The organism is Fodinibius sp. Rm-B-1B1-1 (assembly GCF_038594945.1).
Taxonomy (GTDB): domain Bacteria; phylum Bacteroidota; class Rhodothermia; order Balneolales; family Balneolaceae; genus Fodinibius; species Fodinibius alkaliphilus.
Window position 1 is genome coordinate 1308668 of the sequence record NZ_JBCFYD010000002.1, and the last position, 16266, is coordinate 1324933.

Annotated in this window: 12 protein-coding genes; 6 read left to right on the plus strand and 6 right to left on the minus strand. The window is 41.8% G+C overall.

Translation table 11 applies throughout. The features are described from left to right. Positions 1 to 48: 48 nt before the first annotated feature. From AAFH98_RS13030 to AAFH98_RS13040, 3 genes are read right to left on the minus strand one after another with little or no spacing between them, the layout of a single operon-like run. The gene (locus AAFH98_RS13030) at positions 49 to 1359 is read right to left on the minus strand and encodes a dicarboxylate/amino acid:cation symporter (protein WP_342523169.1); all 1311 of its coding nucleotides are present in this window, start codon (positions 1357 to 1359) and stop codon (positions 49 to 51) included. Next, the gene (locus AAFH98_RS13035; protein WP_342523171.1) at positions 1356 to 2165 is read right to left on the minus strand and encodes a DUF92 domain-containing protein; all 810 of its coding nucleotides are present in this window, start codon (positions 2163 to 2165) and stop codon (positions 1356 to 1358) included. The genes AAFH98_RS13030 and AAFH98_RS13035 overlap by 4 nt, the downstream gene beginning before the upstream one ends. A gap of 17 nt (positions 2166 to 2182) precedes the next feature. Beyond that, positions 2183 to 2425, minus strand: coding sequence for a hypothetical protein (locus AAFH98_RS13040; RefSeq protein WP_342523172.1), 243 nt, complete (start codon positions 2423 to 2425; stop codon positions 2183 to 2185). A 249-nt stretch (positions 2426 to 2674) separates the two neighbouring features. Between AAFH98_RS13040 and AAFH98_RS13045 the strand changes: the two genes are divergently transcribed. The 6 genes from AAFH98_RS13045 to AAFH98_RS13070 all read left to right on the plus strand — a co-directional run bounded on the left by AAFH98_RS13045 (position 2675) and on the right by AAFH98_RS13070 (position 10219). Next, entirely contained in the window at positions 2675 to 3274 is a 600-nt protein-coding gene (locus tag AAFH98_RS13045; protein WP_342523174.1) for a Maf family protein, read from the plus strand. A 16-nt stretch (positions 3275 to 3290) separates the two neighbouring features. After that, positions 3291 to 5222, plus strand: coding sequence for a tetratricopeptide repeat protein (locus tag AAFH98_RS13050; RefSeq protein WP_342523175.1), 1932 nt, complete (start codon positions 3291 to 3293; stop codon positions 5220 to 5222). A gap of 1 nt (position 5223) precedes the next feature. Further along, on the plus strand, positions 5224 to 6495 hold the full coding sequence (locus AAFH98_RS13055) for an asparagine synthetase B (RefSeq protein ID WP_342523176.1): 1272 nt from the start codon (positions 5224 to 5226) through the stop codon (positions 6493 to 6495). 69 nt (positions 6496 to 6564) lie between these two features. Beyond that, positions 6565 to 7347, plus strand: coding sequence for a nucleoside triphosphate pyrophosphohydrolase (gene mazG / locus AAFH98_RS13060; protein WP_342523177.1), 783 nt, complete (start codon positions 6565 to 6567; stop codon positions 7345 to 7347). A gap of 187 nt (positions 7348 to 7534) precedes the next feature. Next, positions 7535 to 8698 carry a citrate synthase gene (locus AAFH98_RS13065; protein ID WP_342523178.1) on the plus strand — a complete coding sequence of 388 codons (1164 nt, stop codon included), beginning with the start codon at positions 7535 to 7537 and terminating at the stop codon, positions 8696 to 8698. Positions 8699 to 8791: 93 nt separating this feature from the next. After that, positions 8792 to 10219, plus strand: coding sequence for a GH3 family acyl-acid amido synthetase (locus AAFH98_RS13070; protein ID WP_342523179.1), 1428 nt, complete (start codon positions 8792 to 8794; stop codon positions 10217 to 10219). 57 nt (positions 10220 to 10276) lie between these two features. Here AAFH98_RS13070 and AAFH98_RS13075 read toward each other — a convergent pair whose 3' ends face one another. From AAFH98_RS13075 to AAFH98_RS13085, 3 genes are all read right to left on the minus strand, one after another. Continuing rightward, a complete protein-coding gene (locus tag AAFH98_RS13075; protein WP_342523181.1) occupies positions 10277 to 11215 on the minus strand; it encodes a sodium:calcium antiporter in 939 nt (312 codons plus the stop codon). A gap of 208 nt (positions 11216 to 11423) precedes the next feature. After that, positions 11424 to 14024, minus strand: coding sequence for a leucine--tRNA ligase (gene leuS / locus AAFH98_RS13080; RefSeq protein WP_342523183.1), 2601 nt, complete (start codon positions 14022 to 14024; stop codon positions 11424 to 11426). 291 nt (positions 14025 to 14315) lie between these two features. Then, positions 14316 to 16058: a Na/Pi cotransporter family protein gene (locus AAFH98_RS13085; RefSeq protein WP_342523184.1), complete on the minus strand. Its 1743-nt coding sequence runs from the start codon at positions 16056 to 16058 to the stop codon at positions 14316 to 14318. Positions 16059 to 16266: the final 208 nt, after the last annotated feature.

Sequence of the window (16266 nt, forward strand, 5' to 3'; positions counted from 1 at the left end):
TGTTCATTAGTTCTAAGGGAATCCCGCTCTTCAACGTTCACCTTTCACTTATTCATCATCAAAATGCATTTCTCCTAATAATCCCTCGGTATGAGCTACCGCTACAGCAACAGCTGCATCGCCGGTAATATTCACTGCCGTTCGGCACATATCCAAAATACGGTCAACACCTAAAATAAGTGCAATACCTTCGACCGGCACTTGAATAGCTTGTAACACAATGACCAGCATAATAATGCCAGCTCCGGGAACCCCTGCTGACCCAATGGAAGCAAGAGTCGCGGTAAGTACAATCGTTAGCTGCTGAGCAATTCCCAGTTCAAGGCCCAACGCCTGAGCAATAAACACGGCCGCAACGGCTTGGTACAGGCTGGTTCCATCCATATTGATGGTTGCACCAATAGGTAGTACAAAACTCGCCACCTCTTCATCGACGCCTACATTTTTTTCGACGCGTTCCATCGTAACAGGTAATGTAGCCGCACTTGAACTCGTACTGAATCCTAATAACATCGCCGGACGAATAGCTTTAAAAAAGTCGCGCAATTTCATATTGCTGAATATTTTAAACAACCCGGAATAAACAATCATTAAATGAAGGAATAGTCCTAAAACCACCACAACCGTATACCATGCCAGTGCTCCCAGCAAGTCTAAGGCTTGCCTGATGTCGTCACCCGCCAAATCGACAATAACCCCTGCCATTAGAGCAAAGACACCATACGGGGCAATTTTCATCACCAAATCGACAATCTTAATGATGACCTCGTTAAGAGAATCAAAAAAGTTAACAAGTGACTTACTTTTCTCGGCTGGAATCTGTATCAATCCAATACCGAGCAGGATTGCTACAAAAACAACCTGCAACATATTTCCATTATCCGAGGCTGCTGCAAAAAAGTTTTCGGGTACGATATCGACAAAAAACGTCATGGGGCTCCGGTCCAAGACTTCCTGAGCCGATTCGGCAGAACCTTCAATATTATTCTGATAACCCGACATTAACTGTTCTTGCGTTTCTGGTGGTAAAAAGTCACCGGGCTGAACAATATTTACTACCGTAAGACCGATAGTGATAGCTAATATAGTAGTCACTATATAGATACCGATGGTCTTACCTCCCATTCGGGAAAGTTTGGCAACATCATTCAGACTTGTAACACCCACAACCAATGAGGCTAATACCAGTGGCACTGCTATCAATTTCAACAGATTTATAAAGATCGTTCCGATTGGTTGCACGTAATCTGTTGTAAAATCTGTAAAGCCACCTATACTGGCTACCAATCCCCATATTAACCCTAATACAAGTCCAATGATAATCTGCCAATGTAGTTGTTTATACCATACTTTCTTCATGCAAAAAACAGTTTAAAAATTATTGCCAGTAACCCACCCAAACCGGTAGAAATAGTATTCACTAAATTATTAGAAACTTTAAGCTCTACCTTTGTGGCTGGAACAGTTACTATGCGTTTGTTCTGTTGAAAAATTGCTCCTAAATAAGAATCGATAAAACATCCCAAAAAGGCTGTTATCAAAATGATGATAAAAACAGACAAATGAAGTGAAAAAACGTAAACGCTAACGGTAGAAATCATTACTGCAGCAAATAGCGCTGCTCCCGTACCCTTAACACTTATTGCACCATCAGTGCCCGGGGCTACGTGTTCAAAAGTAGTAATTAAATATGTATTATCACGATCTTTACTACCCAGTTCAGTAGCCCAAGTATCTGAAGTAGCCGTTGCAATTGCAGCTATAGCTCCTATCAAAAAAATTGGGGCCTTAAAGATGGTAGAACATATCAAAAAAACAACCATCCAAAAACTATTTGCCCAAACCTGCAATCCATCTCTTCGTGAGTACTCGGGAATATTATTTTTACCCCATGTTGGACGATCAGAAATGGCGACGCTACTCACAAAAAATAGCACTAACACAACGGCCAGTTTCCATCCTCCAAGACCAAAAGCGAAAATACCTACCACAATTGCTGAAAACATGCCATCGAGCGAAAGTCCTTTAAAGACAAAAGCTCCAAAAGAAAAAATAGACGCCAATACAATTCCGACCAAAATATTCCACTGCTGGGTAGGATCAGCAGAAACAATAAATATGACGACTCCTACAAAAAGTAGTAACGCATTGAGCTTACGATCCATGAGGTGCACCACTGTTATCAGCTTGCCTTAGAAGTGCCCTGATCGTGTTTAAGAATTGCAACGACAACGGTCAAATACCCACTCATTATTACGATAGGCGATACATAGAGTGATATAAATCCTTGAACTTCATTTTCAATATACATTGCCGCAAACCCAATAATGACCAAAAATATTCCTAATGCCAGCACTTTGTAGTTCCAGGCATCAAAAATCATTGGCTGCTTAGAACGATGTCGTCCTCTTTTATTTGAACTCATATCACCAAAGTCATTTTATGATATTACCATGAAAAGTGTAACGTCTGTACACTCAATTTCTTTCATCACAATTTTCAGCAAAAGTAACGATTGATTTATTGAGCTACAAAAAGTAGTAATCAATTTGCAAAATCTTTCGGGATGATCAACGTTTGGATTTTAGTTACCTTCCCCAATCAATACTTAAAATATCGCTTTACACCTACTTATAAGCGACGAATATATACTTAATCTGGATATTCTACTATTTTGAAGACTATCGTTCTTGCTTCTGGAAGTCCGCGACGAAAAACTCTGCTCAACAAAATTGACCTTACTTTTACAGTTACCCCCAGTGAGGTTGATGAACATTACAATCCACAATGGTCACCGGCAGAAATTGTCCGTACGCTTGCACAACGAAAAGCTGAAGATATAGCTCCCAAATATAACCATGGTCTTATTATTGGCGCTGATACTATTGTAGCATTTAATGATTCCATTTTGGAGAAACCTTCCTCCTCTTCTGATGCTAAAACCATGCTACAAAAACTGAGCGGAAAAACACATGAGGTGCTAACTGGCGTAACCCTTATAAAAACAGATAACGATAATAACATTATTAGCCAGACAACGTTTGTTGAGAAAACAGAAGTTATCTTTGGAGATCTCGATCCCAAACTTGTAAATGCATATGTAGCAACAGGAAGTCCCATGGATAAAGCCGGCGCTTATGGCATTCAGGATCCACATGGTGCACTCTTTGTAAAAGAAATACGGGGCGACTATTACAATGTAGTGGGATTTCCGCTCCACAGATTTTATAATACAATGAAATCTTTTGCTCCTGATTTTTTGGCGCATCAATAATGCTATGGGTATCCCAATGAACAAAAGTTGCACCCCCCTATTGCTTATCCTTACAATACCTTTGCTGATGCTCTGCTCCCTGCCTCTCCAGGCCCAGCAAAGTAACACCTATTTTGAGGCTGATCGGCTGTTAAGAGCCCAAAAGTATGAAGAAGCTGCCCAAAAGTTTGAGCAACTCTATCAAAATGAACCATACCGATATTTATATCTCAACAAGCTTACCGAAAGTTTAATAAACCTTAAGGAATACGACAAAGCTATTGCCATAACCCAAGAAGCTATTGATGCAAATGAACAACGCATCCAGGCGAAGATTCGACTTGGAGAACTATATCATATCAGCGGCGACAACAAACAAGCACTTATCATTTGGGATGAAATTCTTTCGCAAAAAGAGGGAGATCAACAGGCATATCTGAACGTCGCCAGAACAGCAACAGAGCGAAAAGAATACCAAAAAGCTATTGAGATTTATCAACAGTTAAAAACCTCCTTTAGCAACTCTACTCTAATCGCATCCGAACTCGGTGAAACCTATATGCAGGCTGGCAATTATGAGCAAGCCCTAAAAGAATTTTTAAATCTTGTTCAAACTAATCCCGACCGACTCGGCTTCGTCCAGCGGCAACTAATAAGAGCCCGGGATGATTATATTTATGACATAGCTATTTTAGAAATCTCGGATTTTCTTGAAGATCTTTCTGCTGATCACCCAAGCTATCAAAACCTGCAACAGCTCGAAATTTGGTTACTCGTAGAACGCAAGTTATATAAACGTGCTGTTGCTACAGCCAAAAATGCTGAAGCCCAATCTCCAAATCTTACTTATACGCTGTATAATTTGGGATCTAAACTACTGGCTGCTGAAGAGTTTAAGCTGGCTGAGCAAGCCTACTCCTATTATGTCGATAACAACGTGGCCTCTTTAGCCGATCGCAGTAAAGAAGAATTGGGCAAGGTTTACATCCAATGGGCACAATATTTGGCAGACCATAATCTCGACTTGTCCTCCCAAAAAGATCAGCTCTACCAAAAAGCGTTAGAGACTCTTGAGGATCTACAGAAAAATTCTTCAACCTATCATCGCCTTGATCAAGTTCTGCTAATGTTAAGTGATTTGGCCTTGGATGTTTTTCATGATCCCGAAAAAGCTCAATATTACCTGGAGCAGCTCAAAGAAAATTCGCCTGATAATAAACATACTGCCCAAGAGGCTCACATTCGGGGACGCCTGTACCTTTATAATCAAGAATATACTCAGGCCCGTATCTCATTTTCAAAAAGCAATAATCAAGAACGCATTGGAGATCTGGCTCAAAAAAATCGTTATTACCTGGCCTTAACTGACTTTTTTGCCGGAGATTACGAATTTGCTAAAATACAGCTTAATGCCCTTGAGCGACAAACTACCTCTTACTATGCCAACGATGCGGTAAAACTACGAATTTGGATTCAAAAAGGATTACAGGCTGACAGTTCAGGTGCTCAGCTGCAACCTTTTGCTAATTTTATGGAACATCTTTCTCACGGCAAACACCAACAAGGAATTACTACAATAAAAAAGCTATTAAGTAATCAGCCAACCAATCCAATGATTGGATATGCCCTGCTTGAGTTAGACCATTCAAAAAATGATCAGAACGCACATTTCGTCTACCGCGCTGTTTCGTCGTATTTAAAGCAACAAGGTAACTATTCGCCCATTAAAGAACGGCTAATGTGGGTTAAAGCCCAACTGGCTGATCAAATTATAACGAACGATGATATTGCTTCTGTTGATTTAGATACCTCAGTATCTGATAGCTCGCAAAAAAAGAACTTTCCGATTCCCCAAACTACTGAACAGTTAATTGAATTATACGAAGAGTTATTGCTTCAATATCCCAATGGATTTTATGCCACCTATGTCCGCAACCGCATTCAAGAACTCGAAGAAATACAGGTTTAATATGAGATTCCGAAATCTCTTACTTCCACTACTTATTACGTTTGTACTGTGTACATCCATACAGGCACAGGATAAACTTTTTATCCCCATGGATGCCTCACAGAGTAATCATCTTAAAGCCTACGGCATCATCTTTAACAATCTGCAGGATGGAAATTCTTCGCAGTGGCTACTCAATTACCGTGGGGGTAGCTTTATGACCAACTACTCGGAAAACCTGCTCAAAAAAACCCGACTAAAAAATGTTAAAGCAGAAGTTATTTCCAATGCTGAAGCCGCAAAACTAATTAGTGAAGTTGAACAGCCCGATGCCAACACCTCTGTTATTCAACTTGACAAAGCACCCAAGATCGCAGTTTATACTCCCAAACAAGCACTTCCCTGGGATGATGCTGTAACGCTGGCCCTTACGTATGCCGGAGTGGAATTCGACAAGGTGTGGGACCCGGAAGTGCTTAATGGTAAACTCTCGGAGTACGACTGGTTACATCTACATCACGAAGATTTTACTGGTCAGTATGGCAAGTTCTGGGTTTCATCACGCAACCAGCCTTGGTATATAAAACAGGTTCGAGAAATGGAAGCCATGGCCCAAGAGTTGGGGTATAACAAGGTAAGCAATGAGAAAAAAGCAATAGCTGCTGAAATCAAAGAATATGTCGGTAATGGGGGATTTCTTTTTGCTATGTGCTCCGGCACCGATACTTTTGATATTGCTCTTGCATCTCAGGGAGTCGACATCGTACCGTCACAATTTGACGGTGATCCTATGGATCCCAATGCACAACAAAAGTTAGACTTCGAAAACACTCTGGCATTTACTGATTTTGTACTCAGTACTGATCCCTCCGAATATGAGCACGCTGATATTGATGTCCCTGTACAAATTGATGAAGTAGATAAAACGATTGACTTTTTTACACTCTTTGAATTTTCCGCCAAGTGGGACCCCGTCCCAACCATGCTTACACAAAATCATGTAAGTAGTATCCGCGGATTCTATGGACAAACAACAGCGTTCCAAAAAGATAAAATCAAAGAATCGGTTGTCGTGTTAGGCGAAAGTCCCGGCCGTGGTATGGTGAAATATATCCATGGCAATTATGGGCAGGGCACCTTTACCTTTTATGCTGGTCACGATCCCGAGGATTACACACATCGCGTCAATGACCCTCCTACCGATTTAAGCTTACACACCAGCAGTCCGGGATATCGATTGATTCTCAATAATATTCTCTTTCCCGCTGCTAAAAAGAAAAAACGTAAAACCTGAAATGGGTGGCAATGAGCAATCACTCATTTTCAGTAATTTTAATTCCTAATTCTTCATTTTTAACTCGCAATGGCAGAAGACAGAAAACCGACCAGAAATTTTGAAGATCTTGTTAAAATCGTAAAAATTCTCCGTAACGAATGCCCATGGGATCGTAAACAGACCCACCAGAGTATCAAAGATAATCTCATTGAAGAAGCTTATGAGGCTGTTGAAGCTATTGACGAAGAGGATTTTGAGGAACTGGAGAAAGAATTAGGAGACGTTTTGCTCCATGTCGTTTTTCACAGCAGGATGGCCGAGCAAACCAATACGTTTTCGATTGAGAACGTAATCTATTCGATTCAAGAAAAACTAATACGTCGCCACCCGCATGTTTTTGGGGATGAGGTTGCTGTAGATGAAGACCAAGTTGCTGAAAACTGGGAAAATATTAAAATGGATGAAGGCAAAGAATCAGTATTAGATGGCATCCCCAAACAACTTCCCGCCCTCATTCGTGCCCAACGGATGCAGGAAAAAGCTGCTAATGTAGGCTTCGACTGGCCAGAATCTTCACAGGTTTGGGAAAAACTGGAGGAAGAATTGCAGGAATTCAAAGAGGTTCTTGCAGAAGAAAACCATCAAAAAAGCCGCGAAGAGTTTGGGGACTTGTTGTTTTCACTCGTCAACATAGGGCGCTTTTTTGATCTTAATGCTGAGGATAGTCTGCGTGCAACAAACAAGAAATTTATCAACCGTTTCCAATATATTGAACAAACGCTACAAGATGAGGATAAATCTATCTCAGAGTCTTCGCTTGAAGAAATGGACAAACACTGGAATGATGCTAAAAAGCTAAACGAAGGGTAGCCCCTTCCCTATTCAGCGTATCAAAGCTCCTTTAAGTAAACGCTGTTAACCTAACTTTCGTTAAGATATTTAAAATCAGGGTTTAATGATTGATAGCGTTCAACTTATCCCTGATTTTTTCATCTGTTTTCATTACATTTAACCGCAACAAAAAGTTTATATCCAATCTAAAATTTCGGAGTATAGAATGGCTGAGAGCACAAATACAGAAATTGATTTAAGTCAGTATCCGCACATTAATAAAGGTCTTGCAGGTATTGTTGCCTTTAGCAGTACCAAAAGTTTTATCGATGGAGAAAAAGGAGAACTTATTTATGCCGGATACGATATTGATACGTTGGCTGAGAATGCAAGCTTTGAAGAGGTTTGCTTTCTTTTATGGAATGACCGCCTTCCCAACCAGGAAGAATTAGACGAGCTTAACACCAAGCTGCAAAATAAGCGTGAACTGCCCGAACCGGTTTTGAATTATCTGCAAAATACTTCGAAAAATGCAGAACCGATGGCTGTATTGCGAACGGCTGTTTCTATGCTTGGCGACTTCCATAAAGTACAAACAAACGACGAAAAAGAATTCCGTCTTAACCAGGCTATTTCCATTACTGCAAAAATTCCTACTATTATTGCAGCTTACGATCGGGCAAGAAATGGAAAAGAGGTTATCTCGCCACTTCGTGAGAAAAGCACAGCTTACAATTTCCTTTATATGCTCAACGGCGAAGAGCCCGGAGAACAGGCCGAAAAAACAATGGACCTCTGCTTGATCCTCCACGCCGAGCACGGTATGAATGCTTCGACGTTTACAAACCGTGCTATCTGCTCAACAGAGTCTGATATGTATTCTTCAGTGACAGGTGCTATCGGCGCTCTTAAAGGGCCTCTACACGGTGGTGCTAACCAGCAGGTTATGAATATGCTGTTAGATATTGAAGAAAAAGATGCCGATCCGGTTGATTATGTACACGGTCGACTGGAGCGCAAGGAAAAAATCATGGGCTTTGGTCATCGCGTATACAAAACGATGGATCCACGTGCTCGTATTCTGCGAAGCATGTCTGAAAAACTTTCTGAAGAAACCGGTCACGAAAATCTTTATGAATGGTCAGAGGCTATCCTCAAAACAATGAAGGATGAGAAAAATATTGACCCTAACGTTGATTTCTTCTCTGCTACTGTTTACTACTCGATGGGAATCAAACCTGACCTTTATACCTGTATTTTCGCTATGAGTCGCGTTTCTGGCTGGACGGGCCATTATATTGAGCAAGCCGAAAACAACCGCCTTGTTCGACCCCGTGCCCTGTATATTGGTGAAAAGAACAAAGAATGGGTTTCCGTTGAAAACCGATAACCTGGTGAATTCTTTGTATTAAATATTCAGCCCCGAACCTTTCGGGGCTTTTTTATTTTCTTACTAAAACGACATTAGCAAAATATCTCCGTTTTGACTATCCGAGAAATTCAACAGCAACAACTTTTCCGTTTACTACATACAGCCCAAGACACTGAATTTGGTCAACAATATGATTTTAAGTCTATTGATACCCTTGAAGAGTTTACCGGCCGTATCCCTATCTCTTTTTACGAAGATATTAAATCCCGGATTGAGTCTCTTAAACAAGGAAAAGAAAATATTTTTTGGCCTGGCAAGGTCAACAAATATGCCGTATCGGCGGGCACCTCTGGAGAAGGCAAACATCTGCCCTTGACTGATGCAAGACTTGATGCTGATCGCTCCTTCATGCGAAAGGTCGTATTAAACTACCTCAAGCAGCATCCCAATATCTTTGATCTGTGGGGGAAACATATCAGCATTCCCGGCACGCTCGAAAAGAAAGATCGCTATCAAATCGGGGAGATAAGTGCTTATACCGCTCAGCAAGCGCCATGGTGGCTGACCCCATTCCAGCTGATTGATCCTACCAAACTCAGCCAGCTTCCGTTTGATGAAAAAGTTAACCAAACAGTAACCAAGGCAATAAACAGTGATATTCGGGTCATCACCGCCGTACCCAGCTGGATATTAACCATGTTTAAAGAAGTGCTCAATAAAACGGGAGCATCAAATATTCGGGAAGTTTGGCCTAATCTGACACTGCTGGTCTGCGGCGGCGTAAAGCTGGCAAACTATAAACCTCATCTGGAAAAATTGCTCGATAAACCGGATGTCAGTTTCATCGAAACCTACGGGGCTTCGGAAGGATATTTTTCATTTACTGATAAGCTTGCCAAAAAAGACATGAAGCTGGTGGCTGACAACGGCATCTTTTATGAATTTGTGCCCAACCCCCTCCCCGATCAAGATTCAATGGCTGTACAAGAAACAGTTCCGCTTTGGGATGTAAAACCAAATACGCCCTATGCTATGTTGGTTACTACTAATTCTGGTTTGTGGCGTTACGCACTCAACGACATTGTGGAGTTTACCCAGACCGATCCCCCGCGAATTAAAGTTATGGGACGTGTAAGCGAAATGTTGGATGATTACGGGGAAGCACTTTATGCCTACGAAGCAGAAGAAGCCCTTCATAATGTCTCAGAAGAAATGAATTTTGAAGTCGGTAACTTTACGATTGGAGCTATTCTTGAGGATGATGCCTCTGCTCCCAAACATATTTGGTTCATTCGTACCGAAACTCCACTGCATCGAGATACCCTGAACACCCTCTCCCAAAAAATTGACCAAGAACTCCGTAAAATTAATCGACATTATGCCATCCGACGAGAAAGTAGCGCGCTAACCCAACCTGATATTCATACTATTTCGCAACAACAAATAAACAACTGGTTAGCCAGTAAAGGGAAAGATAAAGCTCAGGGTAAACTGCCCGCTATTCTACGGAATAAGCAAGACATCACTTTTTTTCAATAATTGATCTCGTTATTGAAAGATTGCTCCGAAAAATATTGACATTCAAATTCTATTTAACTACCAATATCCCCGGACAAAAAACACCAGATATCCCAAAACCAATAGCGCTCCTGCCCAACGCGGAATAGATTTTTTTATCATCAATAAGGTTACAAAAAGTACAATGCCTAAACTGAAGGGCAGATAAAAGTTAAACACTTCATTCGTTATAGGTACCGGATTAACAAGCGCTATTATACCGGCATTACATAGAAAAAAAGCTAACACTGACCCCACTATATTCCCGAAAGTAATCTCCGGACGCCCTTTTAATGCTGCGGGTAACTCACGGGCCACCTCTTCAATACTCACCAAAAGAGCAATAACTGTCATTCCAAATAGGGTATCTGATAATCCTAATCCCCCCATAAGTTCCCGGGATGCCCATAGAACCCATTCACTGCCAACTACAATGGCTACCAGTGACCCTGCCAGCATCATAATCGCCTGCAATCGGCTTAATTCTTTGCCCTCCTCTAAAACTTCCGCAACTTCACCCGTGGAACGAACATCTATCCCTCTTTGAGCGAGATAGATTAGATACCAGATTGCGGCAATATAACCCAGTAATAAAATCACTCCATCAATGCGAGATAATTGGCCATCAAAACTGAGCGTCCCAAATAGCAGCACGGCCCCGACAGGAATTAGCGAAATCTGCATCGGTACTTTTTTAAACTTCATCGGCGCAACCAATGCCGTAATTCCCAGCGCAAGCCCTACAGCTACCATCGCCGACCCAATGATAGTACCAACAGCGATACCCGAAACTCCTTCATAAGAAGCTACCACTCCAAGCCCAAGGTTTTCGAGGTCAAACCCAATCACAATAACGCTAATCAAGAAAGAAGAAATACTAAAAGCTATGGAAGTACCAACAGTAGCTTCCACCAATTTTTCGGAAAAATAGACGATAAGCAGAATCCCAATCAGAAAAATCGCAATGGGAAATATCATAACGCCCCCACAGTTATACTTTTATTAATACTCTCTTGAAAAAAGTATTTCTAACTCAAAAAAGAAAAGGAAGTTATCAGAACACGAATTGGGCGAATGCTATTAACAAACTAATTCATCTGATGGCAAACCCAACCATCAGATGAACTTTTGCTACACTACAATACCAGAAATTATCGATTTAAATCTATGTAAACCTGCAACTATTTTATTTTACAACCAGATTCACAATCCGTTCGGGGACAAAAATCTCTTTCACAACATTTCCGTCTTCCAAATATTTCTTCACATTCTTGTCGGCCTTCGCCTCTGAAAGTACATACTTTTTATCCTTGGCTTTTTCACGGGGAACATGAATCTCTCCACGCACCTTGCCATTCACCTGGATAGGATACAGCTGCGTATCGGAAATCAAGTATTCCTCGTTAAATTCTGGCCATTCGGCATAAGTGATCGACTTATCATGACCGAGCCTATTCCATAACTCCTCAGCGATATGCGGTGCAAACGGAGACAGAAGCTTAACAAAAGGCTCCAAAATAGACTTGGGGTGGTCATCCCACTTATTGGCTTCATTGATAAAAATCATCATCGCTGAAATAGCCGTATTAAACGCCAGTCCCTCAATATCACCAGTCACTTTCTGAATACATTCGTGCAAGGTTTTCAACTGTTCTTTAGATGGTTCCTCATCCGTAACAGAATCATTTAACGCCCCACTATCTTCATCAATCATCAGACGCCACACGCGTCCCAAGAAGCGATATACACCATCCACATCTTGGGTGCTCCACGGCTTCACCTGCTCCAGCGGCCCCATAAACATTTCGTACAGCCGCATGGAATCCGCGCCGTACTGCTCCACAATATCATCGGGATTTACTACATTCCCGCGCGATTTCGACATCTTGTGCGCTTTGGCATCCACGGTGATTTCCGTGCCTTTGATCACAAAGTTATCACCTTTTTTCTCTACCTGATCTTCACTTAGCTTCACACGCTCAACATCCTCTACCTCATCGGCAGCATCAGTAGAAATCCAATTGCCCTCACTTTTGAAACCAGTAAATTCCATCTCACCAAGTATCATGCCCTGGTGAACCAATCGCTGGAACGGCTCTTTGGTAGATACCACTCCGCAATCATACAATACCTTGTGCCAAAAACGGGCATACAACAAGTGCAACACGCTGTGCTCGGCACCACCCACGTACATATCCACCGGCATCCAGTAGTTTTCTTCATTGGGATCTACAGGCCCTTCATTAAATTCGGGACTACAATAGCGAAGATAATACCAACATGACCCCGCCCATTGCGGCATCGTATTCGTTTCACGCTTAGCCGGTTTTCCAGTTTCAGGATCCTCGGTATTTACCCAGTCAGTTGCTTTGGCCAGTGGCGGCTCACCGTCTTCTGTGGGTTCAAAATCATCCATTTCGGGTAAGGTTACCGGCAAGTTATCTTTGCCAACAGGCTTTGGTTCACCATCAACGTGGATAATAGGGAATGGTTCGCCCCAATAACGCTGACGGGAGAATAGCCAATCACGAAGCTTATAATTGACGGCTTTTTCTCCCTGCCCGATTTTCTCGAGCCAGTCAGTGATTTTTTCAATCGCTTCATCAACCGACAATCCATTCAGTGAAATATCATCACTTTCCGAGTTGACCAGCGTTCCCTCTTCGGTATCCGTATAAGCTCCTTCGGTAATATCACCACCTTCAACAACCTCTACGATATCCAGATCAAACTTTTGGGCAAATTCCCAGTCGCGGTCATCATGTCCCGGCACAGCCATAATCGCCCCGGTGCCATACGTCACCAATACATAGTCAGCTACCAGAATGGGGATCTCTTCCCCTGTTGCGGGATTTATCGCATGGGCCCCTGTAAATACGCCCGTTTTTTCATCACTAAGCTCCGTGCGTTCTAAATCAGATTTTCGGGCCGCTTCTTCTTGATAGTCTTCTACCGCTTTTTTCTGATCTTCCGTCGTAATCTTATCAACTAAATCATGTTCCGGAGCCAGTACCATATAGGTTGCCCCAAAAATAGTATCGGGACGTGTGGTAAATACGCGGATTTCTTCGTCATAACCGGCAATTTCAAAATCAATGTCGGCGCCGATGGATTTTCCGATCCAGTCGCGCTGCATCTTTTTAGTAGATTCCGGCCAATCCAAATCATCAAGCCCTTCCAACAAACGATCAGCATATTCGGTAATCTTAAGCACCCACTGACGCATGGGCTTTTTCACAACCGGAAAGCCACCTACTTCACTCTTTCCATCGATCACTTCTTCATTAGCCAACACGGTTCCCAACTCAGGACACCAGTTTACCGGCACATCATCTTCGTAAGCCAGTCCCTTCTCGTACAGTTTCAGAAAAATCCACTGTGTCCACTTATAATAATCGGGATCAGTGGTATTCACTTCGCGGTCCCAGTCATAGCTAAAACCCAAATCCTGGAGCTGTTCCCGAAACCGATTTACATTCTCCTGTGTGGTTTCTCGTGGATGCGTGCCCGTCTTCACGGCATACTGTTCGGCCGGCAATCCAAAGGCATCCCATCCAATAGGATGCAACACGTTAAAACCGTTCATGCGCTTGTAGCGCGCCAGGATATCGGTAGCCGTGTACCCTTCGGGATGCCCTACATGTAACCCCGAACCACTGGGATATGGAAACATATCCAACACATAATATTTGGGCTTATCATGATCTTCTGGCGTTTTAAACGTTTTGTTCTCCTGCCAATACTGTTGCCATTTGGATTCAATATCTTCCGGCTTGTACGAACTCATTCAGTAATTTCTTAGTCTTTGATATTAGTTTTTTGCGTAATAGCACGCTAATGATCTGGTTGATAAATCTTATGTCACCCTGAATTTATTTCAGGATCTATCAGATGTAGAGGCTGAAACCAGTTCAGCATGACACAGATACTGCGATTCACCAAGTATCAAATTTTTAAAATACGCGTTACTGCTCTTATCATCAGTCGCCAAAGATAAGCAAAATTTGGGCTGGTTTGAAGAAAGGATTCTCCATCCTCTCCTTTGTTGTAATAAATCCAACAGTATAACTTAGAGCAATCAGCCTCTTTCTTCCATAACCGTCTTATAAGCTGATTTCACCTTCACTCCGGCCAGGGCTTCGTTAACGTTAAACAAGTGATCCCCAATTTTTTCTAACCGATTCAAATAATCCAGAAATATAAAGCCTACTTCGTTTGAATAGATTTTTTTCTCAAGCTGGGCATAATGAAATTCCATTAATTCATCCCGACAATCATCAATAGCATCTTCAATTTCCATCGAGTTATCGAGATCGATTTCGTTACCGTCTTTATCCAAATTCTCACGAACATTGCGAATGGAATCGTGAACTAAATCGAGTAGTTGCCCAAGTTTTTTCATAGCATCATCCGGAAGTTTACTTCCTTCATTTTGCATCCGCTCAAAAGTCTTCGACATCTGGTAATAAATATCAGCTACCCGTTCCAAGTCGTTAATCATACTATGCATTCCGCGGATACGACGGGTTGCTTTTTCAGTAAGATTATAACTCGATATCTTTGTCAGATATTCGGCAATTTCCAGCTCAATATTATCGGTAATTTGTTCCCGCTTTTCGATCTTTTTCAAAAATCGGTCTTGCCTGTTCTGCTTATTGAACAATAGCCCCTGAAAACTAAAGTGAATTTTTTCAATCAGTTTGGCAAACAATTCAATTTCTTTATGCGCCTGCGACATAGACAGTTCGGGCGAAGACATCATACCTGAGGATATGTACTGCAGTCGGTGCTGTGTGTCTTTTTCTTCCTTCTGATACTTCTCAATGAATTTAACGATATAGGGTACAAACCCGACCAGTAGCAGCACGTTTAATACATTAAATACCGTGTGAAATAGTGATACCGCCAAGGTTGCATTAGCACGACCGACCTGATCAATATTCGCACCGAGCACAGACGTATAATCCGCCATAAAATAGCCCATGGCATTATCGATCCCCATCAAAAACGGATCAATCATTAACAGCATCCAAAAGACCCCAAAGATATTAAACACAAAGTGAAATCGAGCTGCTCTCTTTGCATACACATTACCAACCACTGCTGCAATGTTTGCGGTAACTGTTGTCCCTATATTTTCTCCCAGAACCATAGCAGCCGCAATAGGGAAATCGATCCACCCCTCAAATAGCATTACAAGAGTGATTGCTGAAGCGGCCGAAGATGACTGTGTAACTAAGGTCAACAGGGTTCCCACGACGACAAAAATAAGGATGGAAGCAAACCCGAATTCCGTAAACGAATCCAAAAACATAAACATTTCGGGATTGTCTTGGATATTAGGCACTCCATTTTTGATAAAATCGAGTCCAATAAAAAGAATCCCGAAACCGATCATCGCCTCGGCAAGGTTTTGCAACTTTTCGCGGCCAAAAAAGATAAACGGGAAGAAGACCCCAATCAGCATCATAGCCAACGGTGTTATCTGCATTTTAAACCCGAAAATAGAAATCATCCAAGCTGTTACGGTTGTACCAATATTGGCCCCCATAACCACCCCGGTTGACTCCAGAAATGTAATAAGCCCCGCATTCACAAAACTTACAACCATTACGGTAGTCGTTGATGAAGACTGAGTAATGGTTGTGGTAGTAAAACCTGTTAAAATGCCCCGAAAGCGGGTACTGGTCATCCCTTTAAGAATAGCCCGTAATTTATTTCCTGCCACTTTTTGGAGACCATCACTGAAAACCTTCATCCCATAGATGAAAATTCCCAAGGCTCCAATGAGTTGCAGAAAATCCCAAAAAGTATACGTCATTCTTCTACGATTTGTATGCTGATAATAAAGTGTACAACACTGCTTCCCTAAAATTTTGATGAGCTAATATAACGGAAGTCAACGTTTTTATACAGTTGGAAATAAACTTAGATTTATTTGTACGAATGTGTTATTCCATAAGGTGGTTCGCTCTAAATAATTCCTTGTAACCAAATCCTCTGATTATGATTTCTTTCACAAACCATTT

Coding starts and splice junctions, on each gene's coding strand:
- AAFH98_RS13065 (WP_342523178.1), top strand. CDS start 7,535: ATGGCTGAGAGCACAAATACAGAAATTGATTTAAGTCAGTATCCGCAC.
- AAFH98_RS13030 (WP_342523169.1), bottom strand. CDS start 1,359: ATGAAGAAAGTATGGTATAAACAACTACATTGGCAGATTATCATTGGA.
- AAFH98_RS13040 (WP_342523172.1), bottom strand. CDS start 2,425: ATGAGTTCAAATAAAAGAGGACGACATCGTTCTAAGCAGCCAATGATT.
- AAFH98_RS13035 (WP_342523171.1), bottom strand. CDS start 2,165: ATGGATCGTAAGCTCAATGCGTTACTACTTTTTGTAGGAGTCGTCATA.
- mazG (WP_342523177.1), top strand. CDS start 6,565: ATGGCAGAAGACAGAAAACCGACCAGAAATTTTGAAGATCTTGTTAAA.
- AAFH98_RS13075 (WP_342523181.1), bottom strand. CDS start 11,215: ATGATATTTCCCATTGCGATTTTTCTGATTGGGATTCTGCTTATCGTC.
- AAFH98_RS13085 (WP_342523184.1), bottom strand. CDS start 16,058: ATGACGTATACTTTTTGGGATTTTCTGCAACTCATTGGAGCCTTGGGA.
- AAFH98_RS13050 (WP_342523175.1), top strand. CDS start 3,291: ATGAACAAAAGTTGCACCCCCCTATTGCTTATCCTTACAATACCTTTG.
- leuS (WP_342523183.1), bottom strand. CDS start 14,024: ATGAGTTCGTACAAGCCGGAAGATATTGAATCCAAATGGCAACAGTAT.
- AAFH98_RS13055 (WP_342523176.1), top strand. CDS start 5,224: ATGAGATTCCGAAATCTCTTACTTCCACTACTTATTACGTTTGTACTG.